27 protein-coding genes and 1 tRNA gene are annotated in these 26800 nt (G+C 47.4%); 10 read left to right on the top strand and 18 right to left on the bottom strand.

The window, feature by feature from the left end; all coding sequences use genetic code 11:
- Positions 1–38 precede the first annotated feature (38 nt).
- From D0S45_14545 to D0S45_14520, 6 genes are all read right to left on the bottom strand, one after another.
- On the bottom strand, positions 39–1688 hold the full coding sequence (locus D0S45_14545) for an alpha-D-glucose phosphate-specific phosphoglucomutase (GenBank protein ID TIH13528.1): 1650 nt from the start codon (positions 1686–1688) through the stop codon (positions 39–41).
- A gap of 257 nt (positions 1689–1945) precedes the next feature.
- Positions 1946–2392, bottom strand: a complete 447-nt coding sequence (locus D0S45_14540) for a hypothetical protein (protein TIH13527.1) — start codon at positions 2390–2392, stop codon at positions 1946–1948.
- A 215-nt stretch (positions 2393–2607) separates the two neighbouring features.
- Positions 2608–3228, bottom strand: coding sequence for a tetratricopeptide repeat protein (locus tag D0S45_14535; protein ID TIH13526.1), 621 nt, complete (start codon positions 3226–3228; stop codon positions 2608–2610).
- 64 nt (positions 3229–3292) lie between these two features.
- Positions 3293–3640: a hypothetical protein gene (locus D0S45_14530; GenBank protein ID TIH13525.1), complete on the bottom strand. Its 348-nt coding sequence runs from the start codon at positions 3638–3640 to the stop codon at positions 3293–3295.
- Positions 3641–3658: 18 nt separating this feature from the next.
- Positions 3659–4429 carry a YkgJ family cysteine cluster protein gene (locus D0S45_14525; GenBank protein ID TIH13524.1) on the bottom strand — a complete coding sequence of 257 codons (771 nt, stop codon included), beginning with the start codon at positions 4427–4429 and terminating at the stop codon, positions 3659–3661.
- Between the two features lie 349 nt (positions 4430–4778).
- Positions 4779–4967 (bottom strand): 4Fe-4S dicluster domain-containing protein, encoded by a 189-nt coding sequence (locus tag D0S45_14520; GenBank protein ID TIH13523.1) that lies wholly within the window; start codon positions 4965–4967, stop codon positions 4779–4781.
- Between the two features lie 351 nt (positions 4968–5318).
- Here D0S45_14520 and D0S45_14515 point away from each other — a divergent pair, with 351 nt between their 5' ends.
- The 5 genes from D0S45_14515 (at position 5319) to D0S45_14495 (ending at position 10085) form a co-directional block, all read left to right on the top strand.
- The gene (locus D0S45_14515) at positions 5319–6518 is read left to right on the top strand and encodes an aminopeptidase (protein TIH13522.1); all 1200 of its coding nucleotides are present in this window, start codon (positions 5319–5321) and stop codon (positions 6516–6518) included.
- Positions 6519–6837: 319 nt separating this feature from the next.
- A complete protein-coding gene (locus tag D0S45_14510; GenBank protein ID TIH13521.1) occupies positions 6838–7425 on the top strand; it encodes a hypothetical protein in 588 nt (195 codons plus the stop codon).
- Between the two features lie 231 nt (positions 7426–7656).
- Positions 7657–8100, top strand: a complete 444-nt coding sequence (locus D0S45_14505) for a hypothetical protein (GenBank protein TIH13520.1) — start codon at positions 7657–7659, stop codon at positions 8098–8100.
- Positions 8101–8308: 208 nt separating this feature from the next.
- On the top strand, positions 8309–9565 hold the full coding sequence (locus tag D0S45_14500) for a serine hydroxymethyltransferase (protein ID TIH13519.1): 1257 nt from the start codon (positions 8309–8311) through the stop codon (positions 9563–9565).
- A gap of 274 nt (positions 9566–9839) precedes the next feature.
- Complete coding sequence (locus D0S45_14495) at positions 9840–10085, top strand: hypothetical protein (GenBank protein ID TIH13518.1); 246 nt, start codon at positions 9840–9842, stop codon at positions 10083–10085.
- A 74-nt stretch (positions 10086–10159) separates the two neighbouring features.
- On the opposite strand, the gene D0S45_14490 is transcribed toward D0S45_14495, so the two are convergent.
- Positions 10160–10759 carry a phosphatase PAP2 family protein gene (locus D0S45_14490; GenBank protein ID TIH13517.1) on the bottom strand — a complete coding sequence of 200 codons (600 nt, stop codon included), beginning with the start codon at positions 10757–10759 and terminating at the stop codon, positions 10160–10162.
- A 172-nt stretch (positions 10760–10931) separates the two neighbouring features.
- Between D0S45_14490 and D0S45_14485 the strand changes: the two genes are divergently transcribed.
- Positions 10932–12050, top strand: coding sequence for a glycosyltransferase family 1 protein (locus D0S45_14485; protein TIH13516.1), 1119 nt, complete (start codon positions 10932–10934; stop codon positions 12048–12050).
- A 160-nt stretch (positions 12051–12210) separates the two neighbouring features.
- Here D0S45_14485 and hisF read toward each other — a convergent pair whose 3' ends face one another.
- From hisF to D0S45_14460, 5 genes are all read right to left on the bottom strand, one after another.
- Positions 12211–12990, bottom strand: a complete 780-nt coding sequence (hisF, locus tag D0S45_14480; protein TIH13515.1) for an imidazole glycerol phosphate synthase subunit HisF — start codon at positions 12988–12990, stop codon at positions 12211–12213.
- On the bottom strand, positions 12983–13621 hold the full coding sequence (gene hisH / locus D0S45_14475; protein ID TIH13514.1) for an imidazole glycerol phosphate synthase subunit HisH: 639 nt from the start codon (positions 13619–13621) through the stop codon (positions 12983–12985). The genes hisF and hisH overlap by 8 nt, the downstream gene beginning before the upstream one ends.
- Positions 13622–13857: 236 nt before the next feature.
- Positions 13858–14667 (bottom strand): molecular chaperone DnaJ, encoded by an 810-nt coding sequence (locus D0S45_14470; GenBank protein ID TIH13513.1) that lies wholly within the window; start codon positions 14665–14667, stop codon positions 13858–13860.
- A gap of 8 nt (positions 14668–14675) precedes the next feature.
- Positions 14676–15110: a YkgJ family cysteine cluster protein gene (locus D0S45_14465; protein ID TIH13512.1), complete on the bottom strand. Its 435-nt coding sequence runs from the start codon at positions 15108–15110 to the stop codon at positions 14676–14678.
- On the bottom strand, positions 15110–15532 hold the full coding sequence (locus D0S45_14460; protein ID TIH13511.1) for a CoA-binding protein: 423 nt from the start codon (positions 15530–15532) through the stop codon (positions 15110–15112). The genes D0S45_14465 and D0S45_14460 overlap by 1 nt, the downstream gene beginning before the upstream one ends.
- 145 nt (positions 15533–15677) lie before the next feature.
- Here D0S45_14460 and D0S45_14455 point away from each other — a divergent pair, with 145 nt between their 5' ends.
- Positions 15678–16907, top strand: coding sequence for an aminopeptidase P family protein (locus D0S45_14455; GenBank protein ID TIH13510.1), 1230 nt, complete (start codon positions 15678–15680; stop codon positions 16905–16907).
- 60 nt (positions 16908–16967) lie between these two features.
- On the opposite strand, the gene D0S45_14450 is transcribed toward D0S45_14455, so the two are convergent.
- The 6 genes from D0S45_14450 to D0S45_14425 form a co-directional block, all read right to left on the bottom strand.
- Complete coding sequence (locus D0S45_14450; protein TIH13509.1) at positions 16968–17627, bottom strand: NAD(P)H-dependent oxidoreductase; 660 nt, start codon at positions 17625–17627, stop codon at positions 16968–16970.
- 163 nt (positions 17628–17790) lie between these two features.
- Positions 17791–18678: an AMIN domain-containing protein gene (locus D0S45_14445; GenBank protein ID TIH13508.1), complete on the bottom strand. Its 888-nt coding sequence runs from the start codon at positions 18676–18678 to the stop codon at positions 17791–17793.
- A gap of 256 nt (positions 18679–18934) precedes the next feature.
- Positions 18935–20122 carry an iron-containing alcohol dehydrogenase gene (locus tag D0S45_14440; protein ID TIH13507.1) on the bottom strand — a complete coding sequence of 396 codons (1188 nt, stop codon included), beginning with the start codon at positions 20120–20122 and terminating at the stop codon, positions 18935–18937.
- 86 nt (positions 20123–20208) lie between these two features.
- Complete coding sequence (locus D0S45_14435; protein TIH13594.1) at positions 20209–20730, bottom strand: ATP-binding protein; 522 nt, start codon at positions 20728–20730, stop codon at positions 20209–20211.
- Between the two features lie 25 nt (positions 20731–20755).
- Entirely contained in the window at positions 20756–21151 is a 396-nt protein-coding gene (locus tag D0S45_14430; protein TIH13506.1) for a VOC family protein, read from the bottom strand.
- A gap of 9 nt (positions 21152–21160) precedes the next feature.
- Positions 21161–23101: a cytochrome C biogenesis protein gene (locus D0S45_14425; protein ID TIH13505.1), complete on the bottom strand. Its 1941-nt coding sequence runs from the start codon at positions 23099–23101 to the stop codon at positions 21161–21163.
- An 81-nt stretch (positions 23102–23182) separates the two neighbouring features.
- Between D0S45_14425 and D0S45_14420 the strand changes: the two genes are divergently transcribed.
- The 3 genes from D0S45_14420 to D0S45_14410 all read left to right on the top strand — a co-directional run bounded on the left by D0S45_14420 (position 23183) and on the right by D0S45_14410 (position 26796).
- Positions 23183–23258 (top strand) — tRNA-Lys (locus tag D0S45_14420).
- Positions 23259–23479: 221 nt separating this feature from the next.
- A complete protein-coding gene (locus tag D0S45_14415) occupies positions 23480–25432 on the top strand; it encodes an SAM-dependent DNA methyltransferase (protein TIH13504.1) in 1953 nt (650 codons plus the stop codon).
- Positions 25432–26796, top strand: a complete 1365-nt coding sequence (locus tag D0S45_14410; protein ID TIH13503.1) for a restriction endonuclease subunit S — start codon at positions 25432–25434, stop codon at positions 26794–26796. The genes D0S45_14415 and D0S45_14410 overlap by 1 nt, the downstream gene beginning before the upstream one ends.
- Positions 26797–26800 lie beyond the last annotated feature (4 nt).

The following is a 26800-nucleotide window of genomic DNA, read 5'->3' as shown; positions in this document are numbered from 1 at the left end:
ATGCCTACCGCTCTTTTCTTTTTTTATGAGAGATTTGCTTACTTTAATGCAACCTCAAAGGCGGCATTGACTATTTTGCCTGCTTCTTCCTGAATAGCGACGAGATGGGCCAATCCTTTAAAAGATTCAGCATAGATTTTGTAAATCGACTCTGTTCCTGAAGGACGGGCAGCGAACCAGCCGTTTTCAGTGACGATCTTGAGTCCGCCGATAGCTTCACCGTTACCGGGAGCGGCTGTGAGGCGTTCTTCAATTGTTTCACCGGCAAGTGTCTTGGCCTTGACCATATCCGGGGTCAGGATACTGAAGGCTTTTTTCTGTTCTTCAGTGGCTGGAGTATCGATGCGTTTGTATACTGGGTGCCCGAACTGTTTTTCCAATGCAGTATAGTGCTCACCCGGGTCTTTCTCGGTGATGGCGGTGATTTCTGCTGCCAGCAGGTTCATGATAATTCCGTCTTTGTCGGTAGTCCATACTGTACCGTCTTTTCTGAGGAAGGATGCGCCTGCACTTTCTTCACCGCCGAAACCGCAGGTTCCGTCCAGAAGCGGTTCCACAAACCATTTGAAACCGACTGGAACTTCCATGAGCGGACGGTTGATGGATTTAGCCACCCTGTTGATCATGGAGCTGGAAACAAGGGTTTTGCCGACGGTGAGTTTATCACTCCACTGCGGCCTGTGCTTGTAAAGATATTCAATGGCAACGGCCAGATAGTGGTTGGGGTTCATTAGTCCCCGGCTTTTGGTAACAATGCCGTGCCTGTCAGTATCCGGGTCGTTGGAGAAAGAAATATCGTATTTGTCTTTCAACTCAATGAGTCCGGCCATGGCGTAGGGCGATGAGCAATCCATGCGGATTTTGCCGTCCTTATCCACATGCATGAATGCGTAGGCCGGGTCGATTTTCTTATTCACCACGCTCATGTTCAGGCCGTATTTTTCGGCAATGGGTTCCCAGAAATCTATAGCCGCACCACCGAGGGGATCAACTCCGATGCTCAGGCCCGCTGAGGCAATAGCCTGCATGTCAACGATGTTTTCAAGGTCGTTCACATACGGGGTGGTGAAATCAAATTCTTGAGTGGTGTCAGCAGCCAGCGCACGGTTGAACGGGATACGCTTAACGTCTTTGAGTCCGTCTTTCAGAATTTCATTGGCCCGGTTCTGGATGGTGCTGGTGATTCTTGTTCCGGCAGGTCCGGCACTGGGCGGATTGTATTTGAAACCGCCATCGCGCGGGGGGTTGTGTGACGGGGTAATTACCACTCCGTCTGCAAAACCGTCTTTCCTGCCTTTGTTGTAGGCGAGGATGGCGTGGGAGATAGCCGGGGTGGGGGTGTATCCTTTGTCATTGAGCAGCACGGTAACGCCGTTGGCAGCGAACACTTCCAGCGCAGAAATCTGGGCTGGCTCAGAAAGGGCGTGGGGGTCTTTGCCCATGAAGAGCGGACCTGTAAATCCTTTGGATTTTCTGTATTCGCTGATGGCCTGTGCTATCGCGAAAATGTGGGCTTCGTTGAATGAGCCGTCAAGGGCCGAGCCTCTGTGTCCGGAAGTTCCGAAGGCTACAAGATGAGAGTCAACGGAAGGATCTGGTTTTATGGTGTAATATGCAGATACTAGTCTGGGGATGTTTTCAAGGATTTCGGCTGGTGCCGGTTGTCCTGCTAATTTGCTGAGTGCCATTTAATCCTCCGAATTAATGTGTACCGCTGAAGAATATCAAAGAAATATAAAAAAACAATAGTTATCAGTTCTTTTTCAGCTGATTGTAACCTACCTTACAGCAGGAATCTGTTTGTACAATTAACAGGTTGATTATCCCTTTGTCCATAATTCTCGGCAGGTATGGTCGTGATTTAGTTTATAGCTTGTGCTCTGGTTTAGCGGCTTATAAAGGCGATGCTTTTTTGGGTTAGCGGGTGGAAAATTATAGAATTAATTTAAGGGCGGAATATAAAATCCCAATTCAGAACTGTCCCGTAGAGCATGCAGACTCCAGTCAGCAGCACTATCATGGAGAAGAATATTTCTTTTATTTCAATTTTGTGGGGGGCCTTGAGGAGTTGGAAAAGTTGCACGGGCAGGAAAAATCCACGAATACTAAAAATGGTTCCTATGATGATCAGGATAGGCCCCAGAAGAGGGAGCTGGGCAAATTTTCCAGCTCCGGAAAAAGCGTAAAGTCCGAACACAGCAATCACTGTGGCTATAAAAGCTGTTACAAGCGGGGGAATTGGTGAGTGTTTTTCCGCAAGGGAAGTCAGATCCTCTCCAGCACCGAAGTATCGGTAAGCTTTAGGGCCGACAATTATTATTACTATGTGCAGAATGGCGATCAGAAAGCAAACAATGCCACTGAAGGTAAGTAAGTCAGCTGCGTTATGCATATGAATCCGGTTGTGCAGTTAGGGAATGTGTCGCAGGTGGCAGACGTGTGTCGTGTGCCTTATTTTTCTCATTTAATTTCTTTTCTGCAATGTTAGCACAATTTATTTTTGTTTACGAGAGTAAGTGTTGGCTTGATTTTGGACATGTAAAAAACAAAAGCTCCCCGGCCATACTGACCGGGGAGCTTGATAAATTCTGTTTGCAAAGAAGATTTCTAACGATGCTTTTCGAGTTCCTTGAGAAAATCATCAGCTACGTCAAATCCGGTTTCAACGGCTTTGTCTACACATTCGATTGCTTTCTTGTAATCTTCTTTTTCAGTGTAGCAGAGGGCAAGGTTGTTCCAAGCCGGGCCGAAGTTGTCAGCCAGCTTAAGGGCTTTTTCGCATACTTCAATGCAGTCGTCGACTTCGCCTTCGTTGAAGTATGCAGCTCCGAGGGTGGAGAGAGCCTGTACGAAGTTGGGATCGTACTTGATGGCGCGTTTCAGGGCTTTGATTGCCTTGTCGGTTTCACCCTGCTCCATGTAGACGTACCCTATGTTGCCCCAGGGCACTGCGAAGAAAGGACGCTGCTGGGTGGCAGTGATGTTGTAGCGCAGACAGCCTTCAAAGTCACCGCGCTGCATGGCGATACCGCCGAGCTGTACGTATGCTTCTGCCATTTTGGGAGATTCGTCGATAGCCACGAGGAATTCACGCTCAGCTTCCATGAACTCTCTTTTGGAGAGGTGTGCAACACCGAGGTTGTAGCGGGTGTTACTACAGGTGGGGCTGGCTTCTTTTTTCTTTTTAAGATCTTCGATGTAGTCGTCGATATTGTCAAATTTCTGCATGGAAAAAACCTCTTATATTTACAAAAAAGTTTGTCTTTGTTGGCGGTTAACTGCGAAATTAAGGCTAAGGATTCTTGCCTTCTTTTTTCAGCAACTCATCGTACCAGACGCAAAAGTCGAAAATGGGGCGAACTTTTTCAAAGTTCATAACCAACATTACTCCGAACTCGGCGGCAGCCTGAGCGTATTCCGAGTTGCGGCTTACATGGACATCCTTGATGAACTCTTCGCATAACTGCTGTGAGGTCCGTCCGGTAATGTCCTGCCGAAGGTCAATGGGATCGAAAGGCTTTGCGAATGGTTCCCACTCGTCATAACCGATTTTGTCGACAAACCTGCGCCTGCGCGGCGAAAGTTTTTCGTACATGTATTTTTTTTGTTCTTCCAATTCTTCCGGAGTAAGGGTGCCCACTTTACGTCTCCTATTTTGCTATTGCTCGGGCATTGCGCCGAGTTCAACAGAGTAGTTGCATGTGGCACATGCGGATTTGTCCTTGTCACAAGTTCCGCATTCTTCGGAAGGAGCTGCTTTTTCAGCCGGGGCTTCTTCTTTTTTTCCGGTGTTGGCGCCGAGGTATTCCGCAGTGTATTCGGTAACCAGAGCCATGGAAACAGGAACAAGTACTCCAGGCAGTTCCTTGAGGGAAGAGTTGACAGAAGCGGCAAGTTCTTCACTGAGCTGCATCAGTTTGGACTGCAATGTGTCCATATTGATGGTCGGGTAGGCCTTACCGGGAGTGAATCCTGATTTCTGGCATGAATGAGCCTGTCCACCGATGTTCATGGGAACACCGTAAATGCGGCAGGTCAGCGGCCTGAAATCATAGAGGGCACAGAGGTTGCTTTCCTTAAGGAGCGGACACTTTACTCTTGCGAGGGACACTTCCTTGAGGATTTCAGCAGTGGATGCTCCGGACTGGCTGGCCTTGAATGCTCTTCTTTTGATCTTGTGGATATGTCTATCCGAAGCATCTGCTTCATGCATGATCTCGGAACGTTCCATACCTTTATATATTTCGTTGAACTTGCGGTTGAGGTAAATAGCTTCCACAAGGGTCAGATCAAAGAGGGCATGACAACAGTCGCTGCATCCCTTGGCGCATTTGATGCCGTCTTCAGTCTGATCGGATATCTTCTTGAAAGTCTTGTCAACTTCAGCGACAAGATCTTCATATTTTTTAAAAATTTCTTTGAACTCCAAAGCAAAACCTCCGTAAAAAAATATGTGTCAGAGCCTTGGCGGACATGTCCGCGTAAACTCGTATAAGCTAAGTCTTATTGTTCAGCAGTCAATCGTTTGCTTGAAAATAATTACTGATTTTTTGAAACATCACCCGCGCGGCGGTTTCAGAAATCGGCACAGTGAGCATGCCGGGGATGGCGCTTAAAAAAATGGAAAAGGAGAGGGGGGAGGAGAAAAAAGAAATCCGGCTCCGGCAGGCTGGTCCACTGAACAAAATTAATGTTCGCTGACCCTTAATTAAAGAGCAGGCGGGAATCTGGGCTAGACCCTGATTCCCGCCTTGTAAACTTCGCTAATGAAGAATTTTCTACTGCTCTTCGATGGTGATAGCATCCTGTTCGCAAACTTCGATACAGGACTCACAACCGAGGCATTCGTCTTCGTTAACAGCTACTGCTTTGCCGTCCTGAAGTTCGTAAACTTCGGTAGGACAGACATCAACACATTCGCCGTCACCGTTACATTTGTCATTATCAATGGTAATAATGTAGCTCATAGAGTTACCCTCCAAAAAGATTGATTTTTTAGCCTCTGGTAGCCTGCGCACAAAAGCCCACAGGCTACGCAGTCTTTCAACAATTAGGATTGGGCTGGATTTACTCCAGCTTTGACCCCGACTCAGGGCTATTGAAATGTGGATAGCCACAAGCTATCCGCATGTCAAGAAGACCGTACGAAAAAGTACAAGAAACATCTTAATTATCTAGATTATGATTTTCAAGTGCGGATTATGATTTTCAATCCAGCAGGGTGAAGTTTTATTTTATAGAGGATGACATTGACTGAACATTGAATTAATAGGTGGCTTTATCTGACAATAATAGATGTTATAATTTTAGGAGTTTTTATGCTGACTGATGAACAGCTGGATAAATATGTTGATGCTCTGTGGTGGGGCCTGAGCACCGCCCGTACAAAGCCTTATGAAAAGGGCGACGTGATCATGGTTCGCTATGAAGCGGAAGCTTTGCCTCTCGCCGAAGCTGTATTCAAACGGCTTATTGATGAAGGTCTTAATCCTGTGCCCAGAATGACCTTGACCCCGGAAATGGAGAAGAGTTTCTACGGTAGCGGCAATGATGACCAGCTTAGCTACATTGCTCCGGGTGAAAAGGAATTTACCGAAGGACTTAATGGATTGATCGTCCTGCTTGCTCCTTCTTCCTTGACCCATCTGGCCGGGGTTGAGCCTTCCCGTATGGGAAAATGCGCGGTGGCCCGTAAATTCCTGCGCGATATAATGGAAAGAAAGGAGCAGAAGGGCGAATTGGGCTGGACACTTTGTTCCTATCCCACAAGGGCTCTTGCTGAATCTGCTGGCCTTACCATCAAGGAATTCACCGATCAGATTGTGAAAGCCTGTTACCTTGATGAAGATGATCCAGCAGCTTGTTGGGAAGGTGTTTTCGACAAAGCTTCCGAAGTTAAGAACTGGCTCAACGGTCTGGGTATAGAATCTTACCGTGTTGTGACCGATGATATGGATTTAACCGTGGAACACGGTGAGCTGCGCCAGTGGATCGGCGTTTCCGGGCACAATATTCCCAGCTTTGAATTGTTTATTTCTCCTGACTGGCGGGGAACTTCCGGCGTTTATTACGCTGACCAGCCTTCTTATCGTTCCGGTAATTACGTAGAAGGTGTGCGTCTTGTTTTTGAAGATGGCATTGTCAAAGAAATTAGTGCCAAGGAAGGCGAGGAGTTCGTTAAAAAACAGCTGACCATGGATGAAGGTGCATCTCGGCTTGGCGAGTTTTCCCTGACTGACCGCCGTTTTTCCCGCATTGACAAATTTATGGCTAATACTCTTTATGATGAGAACTACGGTGGCGAGTTCGGTAACTGCCACGTTGCCGTAGGGGCGTCTTATCCGGATACCTATGCCGGAGATCAGGCTGAGCTTAACAGCCAGATGAAAGAAGAGTTGGGCTACAACACCTCCGCTCTGCACTGGGATCTGGTAAATACTCAGGATAAAACCGTTTATGCAAAATTGAAGGATGGCAGTGAAGTTATTATCTATAAATCTGGGGAATTTCAGATTTAAGTTAGCCTTCATTTTTGAAGTTTGCATCAGGGTCCCGGCTGGATTTTTTCAGCCGGGATTTTTTTGCGTCATCCGTTTATGGCATTGAGCTTGTGCACGAATAAATGCAGCTAGTGGTTGTCGGTATTATGGCAGTGAGGACTTGTTTTTTTGAAAGTAATACATAATATATAATATATGTCTTTTTGCGCATATTTAAAGTTTCGAAATATTAGCAGGTTGGCTTATCGTAGACCTGGTGCGGTTTTCCCGGGATTTCTTGACTGGATTTCTTATAGAAGTTATTTTCAGTCTAGGAAAATCGGTGGAGGTGGTCCTAATGAAGAATATTTTAAGCATTCTGGCTTTGCTGGTAATTTTAGTCCTTCCGGCACAGGCCTTTGCTTCTTCCTATTATCTTACCCTCGAGGGTAGTGTAGGTTCTATCAGCGATAGCGGCGGGTTGGTCAGCGCCGCTGGAATTAACGTTGGAGATACGGTCAGATATGTAGTTGAGATTGATACTGACCGGACCGGATTTTATACAAAGCCCAACGGCAAGAACAAGGAAGTTAAGGGGTCTTATTATACTTCCCTTTATTCCGGTGTGCTCGGTGGTATGACCACTGGTGATAGTAATTATTTAAATCCATATTACAGCGGTTTCTATTCGCAGAGTGGCAATGAGCAATCTGCAATAGCATGGCAGAACTGGTCTTCGGATTTGCAGAATCTTAATGTCGGTTCAACCATTAACAGTCTGTATGAAGTATCTTATAGTAATACTTGGGGATATTCCAAGATTGATTTAAACACTGTTACCGTTACAAATATCTCTAACGTCGCTCCCACACCCATTCCGGGTGCTGCATTTCTGATGCTCGGCGGGCTGGGCGTGGTTGGATTCGTGAAGCGTAGATTCTTTTAAGTTTTAACTTAAATTATAAATATTCAAGCCGGAATCGTGATCTGAATTAAGGTCGTGGTTCCGGCTTTTTGTTTTGGGCAAGTGTGAAGAAGTCTTTATCCTGTTGCCCGGTGCTGGCGGCAAATGTCGCGTCTGGAGTAATTCTCTGCTTGTCGGAGCTTGAGATGTGCGTCCAATTGGAATACGGTGGCGCAAGAGTAATTTAACGAGCAAATAAAGGAACCTCCAAACATGGCAAAACACTACCAGCCCCGCATGCATTCTGCGGAGCATATTTTGAATCAGGTGATGGTGCGTAAGTTTGATTGTGACCGTTGTTTCAGCGCGCATATCAACAAGAAGAAATCCAAGTGTGATTATAATTTTGAACGCGGTTTGACTGACGCCGAAGCTGGTGAGATCGAGCAGGGTGTTAACGAAGCCATTTCTTCAGAATTGGTTGTGACTGAACAGATGATCAGTCTTAAAGAGGCCGACGAACGCTTCAATCTGACCCGGCTTCCTGAAGGAGTGACCGAGGTGCGGGTGGTGAATATTGGCGATTTTGACGCCTGCCCCTGTATTGGTGAGCATGTAGATAATAGTAATGAAATCGGTGGGTTCAAGATGGTTTCACACAGCTTTGATGACGGTGTTCTGCGCATCCGCTACAAGCTTGGTGAACCTGAAATTTAAGTACAATTTGAAAAAGTTGTTTACAGAGGCTGAATCTGTTGCTAGTTATAGGTCAGTTTTTGAACACACATTCCGTGTAACTGGCGATGTAATGTGGAATTAACCACAGGGAAACACGGAATTTATTTTACCTGCCGCTCGCCTGGGCCTCGTCTTTTTCAAGACGTGCTTCCTTGCCTCTTCATGAGGCGATCTACAAGGAGTGCCCATGCAGGAATATCGAAATCTTCTCCAATCAAATGATCCCGACATTTTTAATGCTCTTTCAGGCGAGGAATCCCGCCAGAAAGTCGGTATTGAACTGATCCCTTCTGAAAATTACACCTACCCCGAAGTGCTCTGTACCCTTGGCAGTGTTTTCACTAACAAATACTCCGAAGGATATCCCGGCAGACGCTACTACGGCGGTCAGGAATTTACCGACACCATCGAAGATATTGCCCGCGATAGGGCGAAACAGGTCTTTCGCTGTGAGCACGCTAATGTGCAGCCGCTCTCCGGTTCTCCCATGAATCAGGCTGTATACCTCGGACTCCTTGAACCTGGCGATACTATTCTGGCTATGGACCTCTCCCATGGCGGGCATCTCACTCACGGTGCCCCGGTTTCCTTCATGGGCAAGCTTTTCAATTTCATCCGCTACAAAACCGATCCGGTTGACGGGGCGATTGATTTTGATGAGCTGCGCAAAACCGCCCTTGAGCACAAACCGAAAATGATCCTTTGCGGATACACCTCCTATCCCCGCGATCTGGATTACGCCGCCTTCAAGAAAATTGCAGATGAAGTAGGGGCCATCACCATGACCGATGCCTCACACTACGGCGGACTCATTGCCTCCGATGTCCTTCGCAATCCCTTTGATTTCGGCTTTGATGTAGTCACTTCCACCTCCCATAAGTCCCTGCGCGGTCCCCGTGGCGGAATGATTCTTTGCAAAAAGGAATTCGCGCCCAAGATCGATAAGGCCGTCTTCCCCGGTTTGCAGGGCGGACCGCACATGAACACCATTGCCGGTATCGCGGTTACTCTCAAGAAAGCACTTGAGCCGGAATTCAAAGAATACGGCAAACAGGTGCTGCTTAATGCCAAAACACTCGCGGATGAACTGCTGAAATCCGGTGCTTCCCTGGTCACCGGTGGAACAGACAATCACATGATGGTCCTCGATACCGAGAAGAGCTACGGCATCAACGGCAAAGTTGCCGAGGAGCTGCTCGATGAGGTTTCCATCACCACCAACAAGCAGATAATCCCTGATGACCCCAATCCGCCCCTGAAGCCCAGCGGCATCAGGATCGGTACTCCCGCAGCCACCTCCCGCGGCATGAAGGAATCCGATATGGTCAAGTTGGCGGGTTGGATGACCACCATCCTCCAAAATCCTGAAGACAAAAATCTGGCCGTTACCACCCGGTCGGAAATTGAATCTTTCTGTTCAAGGTTTCCGGTTCCGGGAATCTAGCTGAAAACTCCTTCCTTCCAATGTGTCCGGGATTTCCATCATCCCCGGGAATCCCGGACAAATATTTCTCACCGGAGCTGGCTGAAAATTTTATTGTAAATTGTCTTGTGGGTAACAACTTTTTTAGCCAGCCCGGTAATTTTTCATCACCCCATCCCCTAAAAAAAATCGACTTGATTCATAAGGATCAAGTCGATTTTTTAATATATGGAGCAAAGGTTGTTTTTTCTGTACCATTGTAAATAGGAGAAACAGTCAATCAAGGAGCAGGGCAATGAAAGGGAAAGTGCTGCGGGCGGCAGTGTTCGCATTGGTTTTGGGGATCGGTTTTTTTCTAGGCACAATGTTTGGCAATCAAGGTCAAGCTGCTGGAACGTGTGATGTTAGAACCGTAATGTGTAGTTCCTCGTTTATCAGGTTGGAGATTAAATCTCCTGTGCCTATTGCTAAAATGAATAGGCACATGTTCTATCAAACGGATGCAAATACATGGCGGTTGAGCGTATGGTATAACCAGTAGGTTGCCTTCAAAGCTTATACTGAAGCTGAAAAATTTAAAATCCCCCTCGGAATTTTCCAAGGGGGATTCAGTTTTTACGGCCTAAACTTTTCAGGTAATTTATACTTCAGCCAGTGGCTCCAAAGCAGCCAGACTGAAATAGCCACACATGCCCCAAAGGCCCAGCCTGCCATTACATCGGTGGGGAAGTGTTTACCCAGATAGAGGCGCGAATAGCCGACCCCGATGGGTAGGAAGAGCATCCATGGGCGCAGCTGGCGGAAAAAGAACATGAGCATCACCGCAAAGGCCATGGAGTTTGCGGCATGGGCGGAAGGGTAGGAGTTGCCGCGCTCTTTGGTCTGCTGGTAATCCAGCGGCCTGCGCTGCCAGACTCCGTCTTCCTTGAGATAGGTCAGGGCAATGGAGTTGAGCGGACGGACCCTGCCGATGGATTTTTTGATCAGATTAGTGGAAAAGTCGGCCAGTCCCATGGTGGCGGAAATGAGCAGGATGATAACCAGAAATTTGGCTCCCTTTTTCCAGACCCCGAAAATGGTGACCACCGTGATGATGGCCCAGAGCAGAGCTGCGGAGGAAAGCAGGGGCATGGCAATGTCCATCCAGTGCTTGCGGAATATCTGGTTGACCAGAATGAAGATCTGCATATCCAGCGGTTGAGTAAGAAACGGCACTTATTTCTCCTGTGTGAGCGTTTTCCTTGGCAAGACGATTGTTTCCGAATAACATCCCCGTCCGTTGCAATAATTCTAAGCTCGTAATTTAAATTTCAGGCGGCTTTAACGCTTCCGCACTATGTTTTGCGAGTATCAATATAAATAAAAGCCCGCAAGAGACTTCACATAGATGAATATGAAAAGAATTGCCTTAATCCTGCCCCGTTTCGGCCGCTACGGCGGGGTGGAGCGGTTTGGATATAATTTGAGCACTGCCCTTGTCGATGCCGGATATTCCGTTGATTTTATCTGCGCCCGTGCCGAAGATACGCCCCCGCAGGGTATGAATATCATTAAAGTAGGTCGTTATGGATTCTGTCGGGCCGGGAAATTGCTTTGGTTTGTGCTGGCTGCTGAAAAGGCGCGCAAGAACGGCAACTACGACTTGACCATCAGCCTAGGTAAATCTTTGAATCAGGACATCCTGCGTATTGGCGGCGGGCCGCTTGAATCCTTCTGGTCCCTTTCGCAGCGGGCGTGGTCTGCTGGTTTTGCCCGTTCCTTTAAGATGTTTCGCCGTCGCACTGCGCTGGTCAATATGATCATCAAATACATTGAGCGCAAACAGGCCGGATCTGATTGCCGCATGGTCTGCGTTTCGCACCGGGTGCGTGACTGGATGATTGATTCCCATCCTTCCCTTGCCGGACGCAAAATCGATGTGGTCTACAACAAGCCGGACTTGTCCTTGTTTAGCCCTTTGTCCGAAGAGGAAAGAGCAAAGTCCCGCGCAGAATTTTCTCTGTCTGAGAAAGATTTCCTCATTTCTACTGCCACCACAAACTTCGCGCTCAAGGGCGTTTCGTTCCTAATCAAAGCTCTTGCCGAACTGCCCGCTAATTACCATTTGCAAATTGCAGGAGGCCGTAATCCGTCCAAGTACATCAAGCTTGCCGAAGAATTAGGCGTAGCCAAGCGAGTGCGTTTTCTTGGTAAAGTGAAAGACATGCCTGCGCTCTACGGTAGGTCAGACATCTTTGTACTTCCCTCGTTTTACGATGCCTGCTCAAATTCTGTACTTGAAGCCTTAGCCTGCGGAGTCTCAGTTCTCAGTTCACGCGATAATGGGAGCAGCTACTTCCTGCCCGAAGAGCAGATTATTGATGATCCGTCTGATTATTTGAATTTAGCTGCAATGATTCGTGTTGCTACAGAGAAGGAGAGCGGGAAAGCCTTTGAGTGGCCTGATGATGTGCCATGCGGGATTGAGCCGTATCTGGAATTAGTAGAAGAGTCTTTGAATAAATAGAAAAAGGCGAAGTTGAAATATCAACTTCGCCTTTTTTGAATTTTTAATAATACTATTTTTCAGGCTGGCAACTTCTCAAACACTAAAAGGTTTTGAAGAGTCCAGAGAAACTTTTGCAAAAGTTTCTTTGGCACTCGGTAGAGCCGCCGGAGGCATGTCTTTACCAGCTGCTACGAACCCGTACACCTTTGGAAGTCATGTGTTCTTTGAGCTGCGGGATGGTGTAATCGCCGTAATGGACGATGGAAGCGATGAGCGCGGCAGTGGCGCGGCCTTCAGTTACGGCCTCGACCATGTGCTGCGGATTTCCCGCTCCACCGGATGCAATTACTGGAATGCGTACACTTTCGGCTACCAGACGGGTCAACTCAAGGTCGTACCCGGTCTTAACGCCGTCCGCATCAATAGAGTTGAGGCAGATTTCGCCTGCGCCGAGTGCTTCACCTGTTTTAGCCCATTCGAGAGCATCGATGCCCATGAATTTGCGGCCACCGTTGATGACGATTTCAAAACCGGAAGGAATCTTCTCGGATTTTTCAACTCGTTTAACGTCCATGCCGAGCACGATGCACTGGGAACCGAATGCAGCAGCACCTTCGCTGATGATGTCGGGATTCTTGACCGCGCCGGAGTTAACGGAAACCTTTTCTGCTCCGGCGAGAAGTACGTCGCGCATATCCTGTACGGAATTGATGCCTCCGCCAACGGAGAAGGGGATGAAAATTTCAGAAGCAACGCGTTCGACCACGTCGAGAAAAATTCCGCGTCCTTCGGAAGATGCGGTGATGTCGTAAAAGACAATTTCGTCCGCACCCTGTTCATAGTAGAGGCGGGCGGTCTCAACTGGATCACCGATATCAACGTTGCCTTTGAACTTGATACCCTTGGTGAGGATTCCGTTCCTTACATCGAGGCAAGGGATGATTCTTTTACTAAGCATCGGAAGCCTCCTTGCAGTATTCGTAGAAATTGGAAAGCAGCTTCAGGCCGGGATTACCACTTTTTTCGGGGTGGAACTGTACAGCCCAGAGCCCCTCACGCCCGTGCAGGGAGCAGAAGGGACGTCCGTAAGTGGTTTCACCGATGATGTGTTTTTCTTCGGGAGCCGGGTAGTAGCTGTGTACGAAGTAGAAATGTGCTTCGGGATCGATATCTTTGAAGAGAACGCAATCCTGCTTGAGTTCAATTGTATTCCAGCCCATGTGGGGCACGCGGATGGGCACGCCTTCATAATCTTCCCATGAAGGGTTGAAGAGGCGGCATTCACCGGGAATTACGGAAAGTGCCTTGGTGTCGTTTTCTTCGCTGTAGTCCAGAAGGATCTGGCAGCCGACACAGATACCGAGCAGCGGTTTTTTCTGCTGCACGAGTTCTTTGAGCAGTTCGTCCAGTCCGCCGGATGTGAGTTCATCCATGGCCTGACCGGCCGCTCCGACACCGGGGAATATGATGCCTGTGGCCTTGGACAGGACTTCCTTGTCGGCGGTGATCTGGTTTGGAATGCCGAGTTTGTTCAGTGCGCGCTGCACACTGGTCTGGTTTCCGGCCTTGTAGTCAAGAATAGCCAGCATGAGAGGGGCCCCCTTGTGTTTGTTAAATACTTATTGAACCGCAGAAGTCTGTAACTTTAATGAGGGTATATTTTCCGAATGCAGAGTTGAATCCGGAAGAATGGCTGCCTATACAGGCAGTGCATTACGGTTCTGTTCTAACTATAGGAGCTAGTCAAAAAAGCGAAGGAAAACAAGTGAAAATGTAATTCGGGTAATTTTTTTTAAAAAAAAGGAACTAAGTAGAGCGTGAAAAATTACTTTGCCAGAATTCGCAAGTAAAGATCACCCTTGAAGGGGCCGAGCTTTCTGCCTTGGCCTTTTAAGCGGATAGGCCGCCCGATGACGAAGTCGCGGGGCAGGGTAATCTCAAGGGTTTTGCTTTTTTTACGGATACCCTGTTGCAGGGTGATGCGCACACTGCGGCCCGGATGCAGAGCTGAAGCAGGGAAGTAAACAGTCTGCTCGTCATCCAGCTGGCCCTTAAACCACGACTTGACTCCTGAACCAATACCGGATGAAACATCAACCGAGGCGGTTTTATCTCCCCAGTTGACATTCAGCTTACGTTCTTTAATGGGGGCACTGGGCTTCTGGAAAGGCTTATCCTTGCTGATCTGGCTGTAGATATCCTCAAATACCTGCCGGGCAAAAGGATCGTTTAAAATATCCTTGAGTACGTCTTCTTCTTTTTGGAAAAAGTAACGGCTTTGCTGGGCCTTGGAGGTTCCGCTGCTGCGAGTTTCGGCTTTGGCTTTAGACTGCTGTGCCCGGTATGCGTTTGCGCCTTCACTGGCTGTCTTGCGGTCTGATTGCGATTTGAAGTTAGATTTCTGGCGGGTGTATGAACGCTTGCCGGCTGAAGTTTTACCTGCTGAGCTGTTGCCTGCGACATTCTTGAGAAAGACGTAAGCTTCGTTCAGTTCTCGGAATTTTTGGGCGGCATCAGGGCTGGGGTTCAAGTCCGGGTGCATGCTGAAGGCCAGCTTGCGGAAAGAACGTTTGATGTCCTCCTCGCTGGCGTTATGTCCGACTTTTAGAATGCTCTGTGCCTGTCTTGTATTCATAGCGAAATTTAATCTTCAGTAATGAGTGCGTTGGGTGCAACATCGGGGTCGTGCTGGCGTAAGCCTTCGGTGCGGATGTACTCTTTGCCTTCTTCAACGAATTTGGCGTGTCCGGCTTCCTTTTTAACGCCGGGACAGTAATCCTGAATCATTTCCCAGCTCATTTCATCCACGAGGTTGCCCCGGAAAAAAGGCCATGCCCTACAGATATCAGGGCGACCGGGATGTATTCCACAACCTTCATTATAAAATACACAGTACCCGTCTTCACGTGACTGAAGGCGGATTTTTCCGTTTACGGTTTCGCTGTGTTTTTCAATCAGTTCCTGTTCGTTGATGCCGAGATGATCGGCGAGACGATTGCGGTCTTTTGCGGTCATGATGATGCCGCCTTCGCCTTGGCAGCAGTGGCCGCACATTTGGCATTCAAAAGCCTTACTCATTATATTTTGCCTGCTAAATTTTTATGGTCAACCATTATACAACGGTCTTCGATTACAGTGATATCTTTGCCGGAGAGCAGTTCACGCGCCTCTGGGCTGAAAATTCCTTCCTGCATCCAGAAGCATTTGGGCATGGATTCAAGTTCAAGAACTTCGCGAGCATGGTCTGCGCAGAACTGGGAGGCCCTGAAAAGGTTTACAAGATCAACCGGAACGGGAATGTCTGTAACGGATTTATAGGTCTTAAGTCCCCAGACATTCTCTCTTTTGGGATGTACAGGTATGACTTCGTAGCCCGCATCAATCATATAGCGGCAGACCCTGTCCACTGGACGTCCGGGTTTATCCACCGCGCCGATTACGGCTATGACCTTGACCTCTTCAAGAAGTACGGCTAATTTTTTTTCGTCAAAGATAAGCATATATTGATCTCTCCGGGCAATTGATTTCAGCATGCTACAGTAAAGCCCGGTTACTTGCAAAGTTCTCTTTTACCCGGCGAGCGGGTTTTTTATTTTCCCAAGAATCTTTTTTATATGAACCCGATACATCCAAGGAGTAAATCTCATGTCCGATTTAGATTCCAATGTAGTTGTACCGCGTAGTGAGCTTGAAGCCCGCTGGGCAAAGTGCCGTCGTTTCCTGCCCGAAATAGCTCCGCAAGCAGGAGGCATGCTCTGCTTTTCGCGTTTGCAGATTTATTACCTCTCAGGCTCCTTTGTCAACGGCGCAGTATGGCTTCCGCTGGAAGGTGAGCCTGTTCTTTTTGTGCGTAAATCATATGATCGGGCCAAAATTGAAAGCTCCATCAAAAATATTGTTCGCTTCAAGTCATTTAAGGATCTCGCACCACTTGCCAAACAGGTCGGGCAGCCGCTTACTGAAGTGATGGGTGCGGAGACCGCAGGTCTCACGTGGCAACTAGGGGAGATGCTTACTTCCCGGATGTCCGAATATAAATTTGTTCCCGGTGACAAGGTGCTGGCCCTGTCTCGTGCAGTGAAGTCAGAATGGGAATTGGAAATTATGCGCGAAGTGGGACATCTGCATAACACCGCGATGTTTGAAGTTCTGCCGGAGTTAATCCAGACGGGCATGAGCGAAATGGAGATTTCCAAGTACATCTGGAATATATTCTTTGAACTTGGCCATGAAGGTCACATGCGTATGCAGACTTTTAACGAGGAGATTTTCTTGGGTCATGTCTCAGCAGGTGATTCCGGCATCTACCCCAGTTCCTTTAATGGTCCACTTGGTCTGCGCGGGGCGCATCCTGTTTCACCTTTCATGGGTAGCGGCGATAAATTTTGGGATAAGAACGCGCCTCTTTCCGTTGATTGCGGATTTGTGATGGAAGGATACCATACTGATAAGACTCAGGTTTACTGGTCCGGTCCCAAAAGCTCCATTCCCAAAGAGGTTCTGGACGCCCAATATTTTTGTCAGGATATGCAGGCTCTGGCAGCTGATCATCTCATGCCCGGAACTCCTGTCAGCGAAGTTTACGCCAAGGTTATGGAACAGGTCGAAAAGGAAGGTTTTACGGAAGGCTTCATGGGTATCGGCGAATGCAAGGTCCCGTTCATCGGACACGGCATCGGCTTAACCGTGGACGGCTTTCCGCCCATTGCCAAGGGTTTTGACCTGCCCATCGAAGAAGGTATGGTCTTCGCCCTTGAACCGAAGCAGGGCATCCCCGGAGTGGGGATGGTCGGGGTGGAAAACACCTTCGAAGTTACTGCAAATGGGGCAGAGTGCATTACCGGAGATGATTTCGATATTATTTGTATTGAGTAGATTTGAACGGAAGTTATAAATAAAAATCCCCGTAGCCTGATGGTTACGGGGATTTTGGGTTTATAGGACCGTTATGATATCTTTCAGCGCCAGTCGTGCTTTAGGCTGACCGTAATTGTAATCTCCGCCTTCCAGATGATATCCCAGTGCCAGTGCTGTTTCGCATATGTATCCGCCAAGTTCTTCTTTGAAAATCTCGCCGATCAGTTCAGAATCAACACCTTCCATAGGAGTGGAGTCGATATCCAGTCTTGCAACTGTATGCATGGTATTGCCTAGTGCGAGGTATGTCTGGGCTTTGGTCCAGCAGCCGTTGAATCCGGTTTCATCGGTATTCAGTCCGGCAAAGAACATGCCTTTCTCCATCATTTCGTCATATTTATCCGCAGGCAGATGGCCTGATTTGACCTCGGCATCTACAACTTTTTTGTATTGCTCTGCTGTGAAGTAGGGATTGTAGGCAAATAAAATAATATGTGATGCCGCTTTGGCATGATGCTGGTTAAATTCAAATTTATTGGCGAATGTGTCGTGAAAACGCTGTTTTGCTTCATTACTTTCGATAATAATAAATTTCCATGGCTGTGAGTTAACGGATGAAGGCGACAAGCGCATGGCTTCTTTGATGATTGCCATCTTGTCGGCAGGAATGCGTTTGGCTGCATCATATTTTTTACAGGCATAGCGGAAGTTAAGGTCTTTGATGACAGGGTGATTCATATTTATCTCCATTTAAAGATTCAAAATTATTAATTGTATGAATATTGTCTGGAAGTTTTCAAGCTAGTTTAGCCTATCACTGCGGGCTACGCCAACCAATTAAAAAATCCCCCGGAACCAAATGGTTTCGGGGGATTTTATTAAGTCTTAGTCTTAACAAATATTACTTCACATCAATATCAAGTCCGCTTCCGGTTTTGTTGATGACCGGGGCCGGGGTCTGGCCTTTGAGATCCATGACCATGCGGATTTTATCATCGTAGATGCCGATCCTGAATCTTGAGAAGATTGGATTCTCCGGCTTGAGGACGGTGGGGCCGAAGTAATCCCACTTGCCCTGAATATCGACCACAAGGCGGTTGGGATCTTTCAGGAAAAATGATGTGTAGGAAAGGGGTGAACCGCCGAGATCAAGACTGATTCTGGTTTTGTTGTCCACTTCCTTGAAATAGATGGACCTTAGTTTGCCTTCCTGCAAACCGTGCTTTTCTTTTTTTGGCTTTTTGACTTCCACTACAGCCTTAGCTGAAGAGGTTGCGTTGCCTACTTCTGTGCCGTTAAAGGCCAGAATAGTCTTCGAAGTTGCGTTGGCCTGCGTTGCATTGTTCAGTGTGGCATTGGCTGTCGCGTTAGCAGCTACAATGGCAACAGTCCCGTTTTCAACCATAACCGAACTGTTGGTGGCATTGGCAATAGCCATGGACAGCAGGGGAAGTTCGTTCTCCGGCTCAGTTTCGATAAGTTCTATCTCTGTTTGTTCAACAGGCTCTACCATTTTCTGTTCTTCCTGAAGAAGCCAGCTTTCCGGGAGCAGTAGTTGCGGATTGATAAAGGCGAGAATTGCCAGCACGCCGAAAATATGGATCAGGGCCTGCTTGCTGGTAAAATAGTTACCATAGCGGCGGAAGCTGCGGCTGCATGAGCCACAGGTATAAGACCTGACCGGAACGAGCAGGGAAATAAGCACGTCAGAAACCAGCCCCCGCCTGAAGTATAGGCGGTTGCTGTCACAAAACGGGCATTGAACTATTGCTTTCTGCTTTTTAGCCATTGTGCGGTATATTCCTCCGATCCCCATCTACCTACACTTTTGATCTAACCAAAATTCTTTAATTGTCTGTGGTTATACTTATAAAAGACCACACTCAAATGTCAATCAGCAGTTACTTATAAATTAAGGGGAACCCACAAGGTGAGTTCCCCCTGAATAATTAAGTTTAGCAGCGCGAAGCTTAATAAAAGGTTTTGGGATTCTTAAACCCTTATGCAAAAGGGTTTAAGGCCCCCGGCAGGGTCGCCGAAGGCTGCTAGCCCGCAATAGCTTCGGACATGATGCATTCGAGATCTTCGCGTTCCATCTTTGCGGGAGTGAACTCGAAAAGCTTGCCCATGGTCTGCTCGGCTATATCTACCAGCTCGGCAACATCTTCTTCTTTTGCACCGTAATCTTTGAGCGATTCCTCGTTGAATCCGGCCCGTTCGAGCAGGGAACGCAAACCTTCAAGAAATACAGTAGCGCGCATGTTCTCATCAAACTGCTGGGTATCGTAACCCATAGCCATGGCCAGATCTTCGAAACGTTCCGGGCTTTCCGGGATCAAACGTTTGAAGTAGGGCACGGAAAGTTTGGCAAGACCGAGACCGTGCGGCAGTTCAGGATATTTTGCACTCAAAGCATGTTCAAGAGAATGCTGGGAAATGCAGCGGGAAAGGGTTTCGCACATACCTGCGGCAGTGCTGGCCCAAGCCATGACTGTGCGGGCTTCGATGTTGTTGCCTTCGGCAATTGCCATGGGCAGGTAGTGGCTGCTCAGGTGTACTGCTTCCAGAGCCAGCATGTCGCTCATGGGCTGATGCGCAGTGGAAAGGAAAGTCTCCACAGCATGGAAAAATGCATCGATCCCGGTGTAAGCGGTCATGCGCGGGGGCACGCTTACCATGAGTTCGGGATCAACGATGGAAATTGCAGGGAAGGTGGAATCATTACCGAGGCTGATTTTTTCAATGCCGCCGGATTTGTTGATCACTGCCCACTGATCTGCTTCAGTGCCTGTGCCCGCTGTGGTGGGAATGGCAATGAGTGGAGCTGCGGGATTTTCCGGGGCAACTCCGCCGCCGGACCCGGCCTGCATGTAATCCCAACATTTGCCCACGTTGGTGGTCAAAAGGGCGATAGCCTTGGAAGCGTCAATGGTGGAACCGCCGCCTAGGGCAACTATGAAATCGATTTCTTTTTCACGGGCTATTTTAGCGGCTTCGTCAACCTGATCTGATTTCGGGTTGGGGGAAATATTATCAAAAACAACAGTGGAAACATCCTGCTTGGCAAGTGCGACCTGAACTTTATCGAGATAGCCGTTCTCAATCATGGCCCCGGATTCACCGATGACGACCATGGCTTTTTTACCTTTGGGCAGGGGCAGGGTTCCCAGTTCTGCAAGTTTACCGGGACCGAAAACAATGCGGGTGGGGATAAATATCTGAAAGTTGAGCATGCGCTTACCTTATATATGTTGTTTTAATGTTGCTGTTGAGCCACGTGATAACTGACTGCGGAGCTGTCGTAAAGGGCGGCATCCACCTAAATCTTTTTATGCCATTTTTTAATCGCCCAAATCAGTTCCTGAAGGCTTTCATCTTGGGTTTTGCCAGCCGTATCAAGCACAATTCTATCCGACTTCCAAGTGTGGTACTCGCGTTGTTCGACCTGCTCCCATGTGGGTAGTTTTAATCCCTCTATGAATGAAGGGCGGTTTTCAACCCGCTTTCTGTGTTCTGTTTTGTCAGAACAAATGACTTCGATATTAATAAATTTTGTACCTGCATTAATAGCAACATTTTGCCATTCCGTGCGGGTTAACTCAATGGGATTACAGGAATCGGTGACAACACTCATGCCACCTCTAAGATTATCTGAGGCAACCCGATAAGCAAGGCGGTATCCCTCACCTTCAACTTTGAAGTTGCAGAGGTCGCGTATTGCCTGTTCTATCGTATCTATCCTGAGATAGGCAGAGTTTAATTCGGAACTTAGGCTTTGAGCCAGAGTACTTTTTCCTGATCCCGGTAAACCAGAGAAGATATATAAGGTCGCCTTGTTCAATTGAGAATCCTTACTTGAGGCTTTGTTAGTCTTTTTTCTCATAGGTGATGAGATTTAAATAAATTCCCTGCGGGTCCTGAATTACGCAGAACCGCCCGACATTTTCAATTTTAGTTGGCGGAAGCACCACTTTACCGCCCGATTCTTCAACCTGCGCGGCTGATGCGTCCACATCATCAACAGTGATATAAGGGTCCCAGCAGCCTTTGATGTGCTCAGGAGTATCCTTGGGCTTGAGCATCATTCCTGCTGCCAAGCGCCCGTCTTTGAAGGCTGTCAGGTAGGTGTCACCGTATATTGTTTGCGATTCCTTGAAAGTCCAGCCCAGAAGATCGCCATAGAATTTTTTGGCCGCTTCGAGGTCGGTTGTAAGCAGTTCGTTCCAACTGAAAAAACCGTGTGATGATGAATTGTTATGCATGTGATTTCCTTATTTCAGTGTTTGCGCTAATGCTTCATCCATCTGCCCGGTAGTGTAGAGATCGCGAATTACTGTGGGCGACGAAGAATCCTCTCCGGGCTTGAAGATAGCTGCCAGCGGGATGGAACGGCTGCCCAGCGCGCGCAGGAATTTATCTGCGACCTTATCCGGGGCGGTTATGTCCACCTTGATGAAGGTCAGATTATATTTTTCCTGCCAGCGGTTCAGGTTAGCCGGGGTCAGCACTGTTTGTTCCAGTACTTTGCAGGAAGGGCACCAGTCGGCGGTGAATTCCACCAGCATGGCTTCCTGTCCGATCCGTTCGGTAAAGTCCTTCTGCTCAAAGCTGATCCAGTGCGCGGTGCGCTCCTGCGGAGTCGCGGCCCAGAATCCGGCGGTTATGCAGATTGCCAGTGCAGCAATTCGCAGCAGGTACATGGATGATTTTTTATCTGTGCCGGACGAAAGTCCCCACATCCACGCGCCTACAGCGGTGAACCACATAAAGATCATAGTCGGGATATACATATCTTCGGGCAGGATGCTGAACAGGTAGATGCAGGTTCCGGCAAGGAAAAATCCTGCGGCCCGCTCGATCCAGATAGTCCATGCTCCGGGTTTGGGAAAACGTGTCGCCAGTGCCGGGAAGAAGGCCATCAATATATAAGGCAAAGCCATGCCTGCACCTACGCTTAAGAATACTGAACTGATCACATAATGCTGTTGAACCATGGCCCAGCCGAGTACTCCGCCAAGAAAAGGTCCGCTGCAAGGGGTTGCCAGCAGGGTAGCCAGAATTCCGGTAAAAAGGGCCTGCCTGCGCGGTCCGCTGTTTTCAGAACCGAGCTTTAGGTCCACTATGGGCAGGTTGAATAGCCCAAACAAACTAAGGCTAAGCGCAAATACAACCCCGGTCAGCCCGATTACTACCGGGGGCTTCTGGAAAATTTGCCCCCAAGCCATTCCGGTCATGCCTAGGATTCCGCTTAAGACACCGAAGTAGAGCAGGATGCCCAGCGCAAAGAAAATGTTGTGTTCCCGGAATCCGCGTTTCTGTTCTTCCGCACTTTCGTGTGCAGCCCCGGCAAGCAGAGTGGAGAGCTTGAGGCTGATAACCGGAAGCACGCAGGGCATGAAGTTGAGCAAAAATCCTGCCAGCAATCCAAATAAAATCGCGGTAGTCAGGTTGGTTACTTCAAGGCCCGGAGTAAAAGAGCGGGGCTTGAGGGAATCAAATGAGAATGCGGATTCTGCTCCGCTTTCTTCTACAGTCTGAACGGGCGGGGCGGTTTTTTGCGGCTGGGATTTAGCAGCCTTCGCCGTATTCTTCCCTTCAACCTTGGAAGCGATATCTTTTAGGGAAATTTTGATGGTCTTGGCACCCTTACGTACCTTCACGAATTCCGGCCACCATGGTTGCAGGCTCGCTTGCGGTAGTTTGTCCGGGGAAACAGCCATGCCGAAGAAGTTTAAGTCTGTCTTAAAGGGCTGGCAGGCTGTTTTGGAGCACATGAGCAGGGACAGCTTGGCCTTGAGGGTGAATGACTTTAAAGAGGGCGGCACCGGAACCAGAATCGGGGTCGGCCCTGAGTAGGTGGCAACTTTTTTCCCTTTGTTAAAGGGATCATCCTTGAGCTTACCCGGAAGGTAGATGGGCGGAAGGATGGTGTTGTCCGGGGTCAGGGTAACTTTAAGAGTTGTTGGCTGGCCCAGTTTGCCCGGATTATGGGAGTATGTGTACCAGCCGTTTTTAGGCTCGAGCATCAGTCCGGCCAGAATATTGGTTTTCAGTCCGGTTTGTTTTTGATCATCCTTAGTGAGGCTGTATAGTTTCCATTTGGTATCAATATTAGGATTCTGATTCTGGGCACTAACAGCCGTTTGTGGGCAGATAAGCGCAAAGGTCGAAATGAAACTCAATAAAATTAAACAAATTAGCTTAAAACGCATTTAGTTGCCTTTTTTAAATAAAAAAATGAAAAACCGATTGACATCCGCAGTGAATATATCTAAACCCTTTTCTCACGACACGGGTCACTGGCTCAATTGGTAGAGCAGCGGACTCTTAATCCGTTGGTTCAAGGTTCAAGTCCTTGGTGGCCTACCACAGTAAATACAGGGTGTTAGACGTTTAGTCTAGCACCCTTTTACTTTTTCTAAAAAATACCTTTCCATATCCTCTCCCGGTCCTCTCCCGGTTTTGAAACAAAAAAATTGTTTTTTTCAAGTTCTCCCATTACAAGCAGTTCTAGTACCGAATTACCAATACTATTATTAGCATAAATAAAAAAGCTCTGCTTTTTAAGTTAAATTATATAAGGATTATCAATGGTCAATTTCACAGCTACTGCGAATCTTATCTGGGCTGTCGCGGATTTGTTGCGTGGTGATTTTAAGAGATCTCAATATGGGCGTATCATTTTGCCATTTACTCTGTTGCGTCGTCTTGAATGTGTTCTGGAGCCGACAAAGGCGGATGTTTTAAAAACCGCCGAGCGATATAAAGAGGATCAAGACGCTCTTCCGAAGATGCTTAAGCGTGCATCTAAGCATCAATTTTATAATACTTCTCCCATGAATCTCAGCAAGCTTGGTGAAACTCAGATTCTCGATAACCTTGAAGCTTATGTGCAGTCCTTTAGTTCCGAAGCCAGAGAAATTTTTGAGCATTTTCATTTTTCAGATTTTCTTGAGCAATTGGATCAGGCAAACTTATTGTTTCTGGTGGTGAAAGAATTCATTAAAATGGACCTTTCCCCCCAAAAAATTAGCAACTTTGAAATGGGGCTGGCATTTGAAGAACTGATCCGGAAATTTGCTGAATCATCTAATGAAACTGCCGGGGAGCATTTTACACCACGTGATATAGTACATCTGGCAACAAATCTTGTTTTCATGGATGACGATGAAAGTTTGACTCAAGATGGAGCTGTACGCACTCTTTATGATCCGACTGCGGGAACCGGAGGCTTTCTTTCCGAGGGTACTGCTCTTATGTCAGAGATGAACAAGAACGCATTTATTCGCGTGTACGGTCAGGAGCTTAACCCAGAGTCTTACGCCATTTGTAAGGGTGATATGCTTATCAAGGCTCAGGACATTACTCAGATTAAACTAGGTAACACTCTGTCAGATGATCAGTTGCCATATGAGAAATTTGATTACATGCTTTCCAACCCTCCTTTTGGCGTGGATTGGAAAAAGGTTCAGAAAGTCATCAATGATGAACATAAAGAAAAGGACAAGGGACGATTTGAACCCGGCTTACCCCGTGTTTCTGATGGTTCTTTGCTGTTTCTTCTGCATCTTGTCAGCAAAATGCGTCCCGCAGAAGAAGGCGGTTCCCGTATCGGTATTATTCTGAACGGATCACCTCTGTTTACTGGCGGTGCAGGTTCCGGTGAAAGTGAGATTCGCCGTCACATTCTTGAAAGTGATTTGCTCGAAGGCATCATCGCTCTACCCACAGACATGTTTTATAATACGGGCATAGCCACTTATATCTGGATTCTTTGCAACCGGAAGAGTGAAGAGCGTAAGGGCAAGGTGCAGCTTATTAACGCTACTGATATGTTTGTACCTATGCGTAGGTCGCTTGGTTCTAAGCGCAGGTTGATTGATGATGATCAGATTGATGAATTAGTCCGTTTGTTCGGTCATTTTGAAGCTGGTGAGACCTGCAAAATTTTTGATTCCACCGCCTTTGGCTACCGCCGTATTACCGTAGAGCGTCCTTTACAGCTTGCTTTTTACCCCCATGAGGAAGCACGGATTACCGCGCTTACTGAAGACAAGCCATGGGCTAAGTGGCCTGATGAGTTGCAGGAGTCCACTCTGGATGTTCTTGCCGATCTGGATGAGAAATACCTTTCCCGCGATGTGTTTAAGAAAGCCCTCAAGGATGCTGGACTGAAGCTTTCACCTCCGCAGTTTAAATTGCTCCAGAAACATATTTCCAAACATGACCCAGAAGCCGAGGTTTGCAAAACCAAGGGTAAGATTGAGCCAGATCCGTCTCTTCGCGATTATGAGAACGTCCCTCTTTCTGAATCCGTAGAAGATTACTTCGCTCGTGAGGTGTTGCCGCATGTGCCTGATGCATGGATTGATGAGAAGAAGATTGACGAAAAGGATAAGAAGCCCGGAATTGTCGGCTATGAGATTCCTTTCAATCGCCATTTTTACAAGTACGTTCCGCCCCGTCCTTTGGAAGAGATTGATGCTGAGCTTGACGCAGTAAGTGCCGAGATCATGGACCTTCTGAGGGAGGTTCATTCCTAATGGGTAAGTATAAGCCGTATCCGGCTTACAAGGATTCTGGAGTTGAGTGGTTGGGGGATGTGCCAGAGTGTTGGATTAATTCACGCATTAAATACGACTTTTTTTTGAAAGCAAGAGTTGGCTGGCATGGATTAAATTCAAATGAGTTTACTGATCAAGGTCCATTTCTGGTTACTGGTACAGATTTTCTTGATGGTGACATTAATTGGAAAAAATGTCGTCATTGTTCTGAATTTAGATATGAGCAGGATTGCAATATTCAGCTCGTAAATGGGGATTTATTGATTACCAAGGACGGCACAATTGGTAAGGTTGCTATTGTTAACGGGCTTGAAGGTAAGGCTTGTTTGAATAGTGGAGTGTTCGTTATCCGGCCCGACGGACAAAATGTGACAATTAAATTTCTGTTTTGGATTTTAAAGTCAAATATTTTTACAGACTTTGTCGACTATTTCCAGACTGGCAGCACCATAAATCATTTGTACCAAGATACATTTGAAAATCTTCCTTTTGTAATTCCACAACTAATAGAACAAGACAAAATAGCTACGTTTCTCAATCACGAAACAGCCAAAATCGACCTTCTAATCGAAAAACAAGAAAAGCTCATAGAACTGCTTAAGGTAAAGCGGCAGGCGGTAATATCTCATGCCGTGACCAAGGGGCTTGATTCTGATGTCGAGATGAAGGATAGCGGGGTTGAATGGCTGGGGGAGATTCCTGCGCATTGGGAAGTTAAACGACTCAAGCATGTGATCACTAAAATGGAACAAGGCTGGAGTCCTCAATGTGAAACAACTCCAGCAGAAGCTGGTGAGTGGGGAGTTTTAAAAGTAGGGGCCGTAAACGGAGGGCTTTTCAGCCCAAGTGAAAATAAAAAATTACCATCAAGTCTTTCTCCGCGTGAGGAGTATTTACTTGAAAAATATGACCTTTTAATTTCTAGAGCGAATACCAAAGAATTGGTTGGGAGTGCGGCTGTTGTGATGGATGTCTACCCACAGCTTATTCTTTGTGACAAGCTGTACAGAATAAAATTAAATAGTCAGGCTAGTCCCCGTCTTATAGCCTTCTTTCTGGGAACAGATATGACACGTGGACGTATAGAAATTGAAGCAACTGGGGCAAGTAGTTCAATGCAGAACATTGGACAAAGCACAATTCGCGAAATGCCCTTTCCATTACCCCCAGTAGATGAAGCGCAGAGTCTTCTTGAAAATATTGATTTGAAATTGTCCAAACTCGATTCTCTAGAGGGAAAGGCTAACAAAGCTATCACCCTCCTCAAAGAACGCCGCACAGCCCTAATCTCAGCAGCTGTGACCGGGAAGATTGATGTGCGGGATTGGAAGGCGGAGAATTAAAAGG

It is taken from the genome of Marinifilum sp. JC120 (assembly GCA_004923195.1).
Lineage (GTDB): Bacteria > Desulfobacterota > Desulfovibrionia > Desulfovibrionales > Desulfovibrionaceae > Maridesulfovibrio.
Note: the sequence above shows the minus strand (reverse complement) of the source record. Positions and strands in the feature narration are given on the sequence as shown.

Excerpts from the sequence above, each read along its gene's own strand:
- D0S45_14545 (TIH13528.1), bottom strand. The coding sequence starts at position 1,688 with ATGGCACTCAGCAAATTAGCAGGACAACCGGCACCAGCCGAAATCCTT.
- D0S45_14540 (TIH13527.1), bottom strand. The coding sequence starts at position 2,392 with ATGCATAACGCAGCTGACTTACTTACCTTCAGTGGCATTGTTTGCTTT.
- D0S45_14535 (TIH13526.1), bottom strand. The coding sequence starts at position 3,228 with ATGCAGAAATTTGACAATATCGACGACTACATCGAAGATCTTAAAAAG.
- D0S45_14520 (TIH13523.1), bottom strand. The coding sequence starts at position 4,967 with ATGAGCTACATTATTACCATTGATAATGACAAATGTAACGGTGACGGC.
- D0S45_14515 (TIH13522.1), top strand. The coding sequence starts at position 5,319 with ATGCTGACTGATGAACAGCTGGATAAATATGTTGATGCTCTGTGGTGG.
- D0S45_14510 (TIH13521.1), top strand. The coding sequence starts at position 6,838 with ATGAAGAATATTTTAAGCATTCTGGCTTTGCTGGTAATTTTAGTCCTT.
- D0S45_14505 (TIH13520.1), top strand. The coding sequence starts at position 7,657 with ATGGCAAAACACTACCAGCCCCGCATGCATTCTGCGGAGCATATTTTG.
- D0S45_14500 (TIH13519.1), top strand. The coding sequence starts at position 8,309 with ATGCAGGAATATCGAAATCTTCTCCAATCAAATGATCCCGACATTTTT.
- D0S45_14495 (TIH13518.1), top strand. The coding sequence starts at position 9,840 with ATGAAAGGGAAAGTGCTGCGGGCGGCAGTGTTCGCATTGGTTTTGGGG.
- D0S45_14485 (TIH13516.1), top strand. The coding sequence starts at position 10,932 with ATGAATATGAAAAGAATTGCCTTAATCCTGCCCCGTTTCGGCCGCTAC.
- hisF (TIH13515.1), bottom strand. The coding sequence starts at position 12,990 with ATGCTTAGTAAAAGAATCATCCCTTGCCTCGATGTAAGGAACGGAATC.
- hisH (TIH13514.1), bottom strand. The coding sequence starts at position 13,621 with ATGCTGGCTATTCTTGACTACAAGGCCGGAAACCAGACCAGTGTGCAG.
- D0S45_14470 (TIH13513.1), bottom strand. The coding sequence starts at position 14,667 with ATGAATACAAGACAGGCACAGAGCATTCTAAAAGTCGGACATAACGCC.
- D0S45_14465 (TIH13512.1), bottom strand. The coding sequence starts at position 15,110 with ATGAGTAAGGCTTTTGAATGCCAAATGTGCGGCCACTGCTGCCAAGGC.
- D0S45_14460 (TIH13511.1), bottom strand. The coding sequence starts at position 15,532 with ATGCTTATCTTTGACGAAAAAAAATTAGCCGTACTTCTTGAAGAGGTC.
- D0S45_14455 (TIH13510.1), top strand. The coding sequence starts at position 15,678 with ATGTCCGATTTAGATTCCAATGTAGTTGTACCGCGTAGTGAGCTTGAA.
- D0S45_14450 (TIH13509.1), bottom strand. The coding sequence starts at position 17,627 with ATGAATCACCCTGTCATCAAAGACCTTAACTTCCGCTATGCCTGTAAA.
- D0S45_14445 (TIH13508.1), bottom strand. The coding sequence starts at position 18,678 with ATGGCTAAAAAGCAGAAAGCAATAGTTCAATGCCCGTTTTGTGACAGC.
- D0S45_14440 (TIH13507.1), bottom strand. The coding sequence starts at position 20,122 with ATGCTCAACTTTCAGATATTTATCCCCACCCGCATTGTTTTCGGTCCC.
- D0S45_14430 (TIH13506.1), bottom strand. The coding sequence starts at position 21,151 with ATGCATAACAATTCATCATCACACGGTTTTTTCAGTTGGAACGAACTG.
- D0S45_14425 (TIH13505.1), bottom strand. The coding sequence starts at position 23,101 with ATGCGTTTTAAGCTAATTTGTTTAATTTTATTGAGTTTCATTTCGACC.
- D0S45_14415 (TIH13504.1), top strand. The coding sequence starts at position 23,480 with ATGGTCAATTTCACAGCTACTGCGAATCTTATCTGGGCTGTCGCGGAT.
- D0S45_14410 (TIH13503.1), top strand. The coding sequence starts at position 25,432 with ATGGGTAAGTATAAGCCGTATCCGGCTTACAAGGATTCTGGAGTTGAG.